At 57.1% G+C, this 3,810-nt stretch carries 3 protein-coding genes; 2 read left to right on the top strand and 1 reads right to left on the bottom strand.

Features of this window, described 5'->3' with window-relative positions; all coding sequences use genetic code 11:
• The first annotated feature begins 120 nt into the window (after nucleotides 1-120).
• Both H926_RS32620 and H926_RS0117340 read left to right on the top strand, forming a co-directional pair.
• On the top strand, nucleotides 121-924 hold the full coding sequence (locus tag H926_RS32620) for a hypothetical protein (RefSeq protein ID WP_148291787.1): 804 nt from the start codon (nucleotides 121-123) through the stop codon (nucleotides 922-924).
• 358 nt (nucleotides 925-1,282) lie between these two features.
• Nucleotides 1,283-2,500, top strand: a complete 1,218-nt coding sequence (locus H926_RS0117340) for a phospholipase D family protein (protein ID WP_022677442.1) — start codon at nucleotides 1,283-1,285, stop codon at nucleotides 2,498-2,500.
• A gap of 98 nt (nucleotides 2,501-2,598) precedes the next feature.
• Here H926_RS0117340 and H926_RS0117345 read toward each other — a convergent pair whose 3' ends face one another.
• On the bottom strand, nucleotides 2,599-3,729 hold the full coding sequence (locus H926_RS0117345) for a hypothetical protein (protein WP_022677443.1): 1,131 nt from the start codon (nucleotides 3,727-3,729) through the stop codon (nucleotides 2,599-2,601).
• Nucleotides 3,730-3,810: the final 81 nt, after the last annotated feature.

Below are 3,810 nucleotides of genomic sequence, written 5' to 3' on the forward strand. Positions count from 1 at the left end.
TGCGGCGGCCGTGCCCGCTAATGCGAGAAGCGACATCGACTGCTTCCAGTGCGGCTTGTTCTATTTCCGCCCTAGAGCGAAGCTGTTACCGTGGGCCATCGAGAGGGGGATGGAACAGGGATGCCAAACACAGTAATCGTTCCGCCTGTCATATCGCAAACCAATAACACGACCGCCACCGCCGCGCACATGGAGCGCCCTACCGCTCCCCAGACCGCAAGCAATAGCGATGTTTCTGCTGCTGTTACAGCTTGGGCGACCGTTGCCCTTGTCGGTGCGACCATTGCACTGGCTTGGCTGACCTGGATACTAGCGCGTGCGACCAGCCGGGCCTCTGTGGTCGTCACTATCGAACCTAATCCGGCCGCGATCAATTTCGTGGACATGCATATAATAAACGAAGGCAACGCTTCCGCGTTCGACGTACAAATCAAATTCGAGCCGCCCTTGCCGGAAAGCGGCGGACAGTTTGATAGGATTCGCTTCCCTTCTAGAATATCGGCCTTCAGCGCGGGACAGCGTCTAGTCACCTCGCTGTGCGAAGCGTTTGTTATTCTCGACGAGCGTTACGTTGTGACCGTATCCTGGCTCGCCAGCCCGCGTGCATGGCGACGGCAATCACGTCGGTATCCCTTTGATCTCACTCACCTCGCCTCTTTTGGAAGGTTAGGTAACGATCCAGCAATTCAGGCTGCGGACGAGTTGAAGAAGATCCGCGAGAACCTTGATAAAGTGGTTTCCGGCCGTCGTCTGCGGATCGACTACTATAGCCATTCCGACCGGATGCGCGAAAGGCGTGAGGCGGACAAACAGCGGGTGGCCATACGGCGCCGGCCTGCCTCCTTGGATACGCAGGAGGAGCAAACGCTTCATCCCCTCCGAACAGCGACTGAATCAATCTTACATTGGTTTAAGGGCAGATAGAGCAGGTGCTGATTGGCAGCCTGATTGATCGTGAACAGTCGACCAATTTTAGGGAGTTCACAGAGAACTTTGAATGGCGACTATGTTGGCGCTTGCTGGCAGGTTGGGTAAAGCCGAAACCAACAGCACCCGACCAGATCCAGCCGTTCTCCGACGCGGGCGTAAAAGGCTGCTCTTGCAAGAACCGGCCATTCTCGTGTTAACAAACGACCCGGTAGCAGTCTGCGACATGGCCAAACCGTATCCGAAGCAAGCTGGACCACCCTTAGTGGGCTGATAGGCTGATCGACCCGATAAGTGGAGCAAGCCGATCACTACGAAGAAGCACAATGTTGAAGTCAACAGCGCGCCACGGCTCGTGCGCAACGGCGTGTCGATCGACCACCTGAAGGCACTCGAAGAGATAATCGACCGAGCGAACAACATCTCCGTCGCCGTCGCCTTCCTGAAGTCGAAAGGTCTGGGCAGAATCATCGGAACGCTGACGCAGCGCCTGGACGCCGGTGCTGAGGTAGAGATCTTCGTCGGAACCGACTTCTGCCAGACCGAGCCGATGGCGCTGAAAGAGCTGCTCAAGCTCTCGAAACGATACCTCAAGTTCACGGTTTGGGCAGCCAAGCCGGATGCGCGTTCGACATTCCATCCGAAGACATATTTGGGTGTCAACGGAAAGGTCGCCCGCGTTATGGTCGGCTCCGCAAACCTGACAGGAGGCGCGCTCAGCGGGAACGAGGAAATTTCACTCGTTTGGGAGGTCGGGCTGGACCAACCCCTGTTGGCGGACCTGAAAGACGTATTTGAGAACTATCGCACCAACGGCAGGTGCGAAGAGCTGGATGATATCGTGCTCGAGCAATACCGCCGCAGGTTCAAGATTACCGAGGACGCCAAGAAGCGGGTCGAAAAGGAGATCGAGGCCAGCGACTCCGGTTTCTTCGACATCGCGAAGCTCCAGTCGCTCCATAACGAGTTCAGCCAAGATCCCCTCGAAGTTAGGGCGTTGGAGAAGCGCCGGCAGGACCGTAGGGCGGCGCTTTCAGTCCAGCGGCGGATCGCAGCGATGTCAGCGATTGAGAAGCTCTCCAAGGAAGATCGCGCAAACTTCATTACATTGTTCAGAGACTTGATCACGTCGGGCGATGGCCATCACCACCTCTGGCACTCGGGTGACATCCATCGCCGAGGCCAAGCGGCCTTGTCGGATCCGCAGAGCACGATCGCGCTGTTCTCGCTCGCACAGACTGCTTCAAGACTTCCGCCGGAGCAGGGCTATGCCAGATTGAGGGCGCCTGCCGGCAAGATCGAAGGCGTCGGCATCAACATGGTGTCCGAGATGCTCTGCACCTTCGCGCCAAAGCGATACGCAGTATTCAACGGCAATACGGCCGAAGCTCTGCGAGCAGTCGGCGCCGCCCCGCCAAAGTCGGTCACTCTATTCTCTCCGATAGCCTATGCGCGCGTATGCGACGTCGTCGAGGCTGTTCGCAGGCGGATAGGAGGAGAGGACCTATCCGACGCGGACGCCTTTCTCAACTGGATCTACCAAAAGAAAGTAAAACCTGCGGCACACAAGTGATCTGGCTGTCGATTACGCTCCCTGGAAAGGGTGAACGGACGACTGGTTCTGACGCGCCAGCCTAGCGACCTGAACGTCCGCTCTGCTGGCGATAATGATCACAGAATGCTTTGGTTTTGAATGCTTTTGATGCGCTGGCTGTGTAGCAGCGCATTTGCGCGGCATTCGATAAGCTGTTCGGGTGTTGAAACAAAGACCACAAGCGTGTGCTGCCAAGCCCCCAAGCCTTCCAACTCGAACTCAACGTCTATTTTCAGTTTTTGGTCGGTCAGAACGAAGTTTGGCACATCAACCCGATTGACTTGATTAACAATGCAAAAGGGCGTTCGACCACTGCCTCGTTCCTTCTTGGCCGAGGCGATAGATGAGAGCCGGATCATCTCCATCATAGCCAGACGTGCGAACCAGGGCGATTCCTTATAGCGCCAGTAGAGATCGGAGAGATCGCTGCCGCTAGTCAGATCGGCGAAGGAGGTACCTTGCGCCATGCCCAGGATACATTCAAAGTTTTGGATGTGAGCCGCAAGACCCTTGATGAGTTTGCCGGTCTCGCGGCACATCGTGGCAGTCTCCGCAGTGGCCTGCTGGCGCTCGGCCTGTTCAAGCAGTTTGAACTCAACCTCGCAGGCATGATCGACGCGCTCGATAACAGGCGGTTCGGCTAGCAAAGCGCCATATCCCAGTTCGTTCAACAGCACATACCGTCGCTCCGCCGGCCAAGTTTCAAAGGTTCGGGTGAGCGACCAGAGATCGCGGAGTGAGCCGTTAACGAAATGAGAAACACGGATGCGCATGGCCTCGGGCGATGATCGGATGACGCAGCCCAGTACGATGATGTCGGGGCCAATCGCGATAATATCGCCTTCGTCTGTCGCACTTGGCGTCCCGATCCGCCGAGAGCTTTCGTGGTCCTGCTTGGTCTTGCGCAGGTCATCCGCTGTAAAGCGAATTTGGTCACGATCAATGAGGGTGGCGCACGCTGCACACAGCCATATCCCGTTGTCGATGTGAGATCGTTGTTCCGCTGTAATCGTCGGGTCGTAGCGGCGGGCCCCTGGGCCGGAGGCAGCAGCGCTGATATGGGCAGCTACACCGATCAGCGTGATGGCGCTGGGCCCTTCTTCGCTTGGCCCGACAGTCGAGCGCTTGCAGAGCGAGCAATGGTAGCTTGCTCGCAATGCCATATCGCGCTTGGTCTGCGCGCTGAAATCATCCCGTTTTTTCGACATGGTGCCTTTCTATCGCACAATCGCGTAGCTGCTCTGCGCGGTCAAGCTGATGGGGTGGACTGTAGCGCGACAAACTGGATG

It is taken from the genome of Novosphingobium sp. B-7 (assembly GCF_000410615.1).
Lineage (GTDB): Bacteria > Pseudomonadota > Alphaproteobacteria > Sphingomonadales > Sphingomonadaceae > Novosphingobium > Novosphingobium capsulatum.

Excerpts from the sequence above, each read along its gene's own strand:
- H926_RS0117345 (WP_022677443.1), bottom strand. The coding sequence starts at position 3,729 with ATGTCGAAAAAACGGGATGATTTCAGCGCGCAGACCAAGCGCGATATG.
- H926_RS32620 (WP_148291787.1), top strand. The coding sequence starts at position 121 with ATGCCAAACACAGTAATCGTTCCGCCTGTCATATCGCAAACCAATAAC.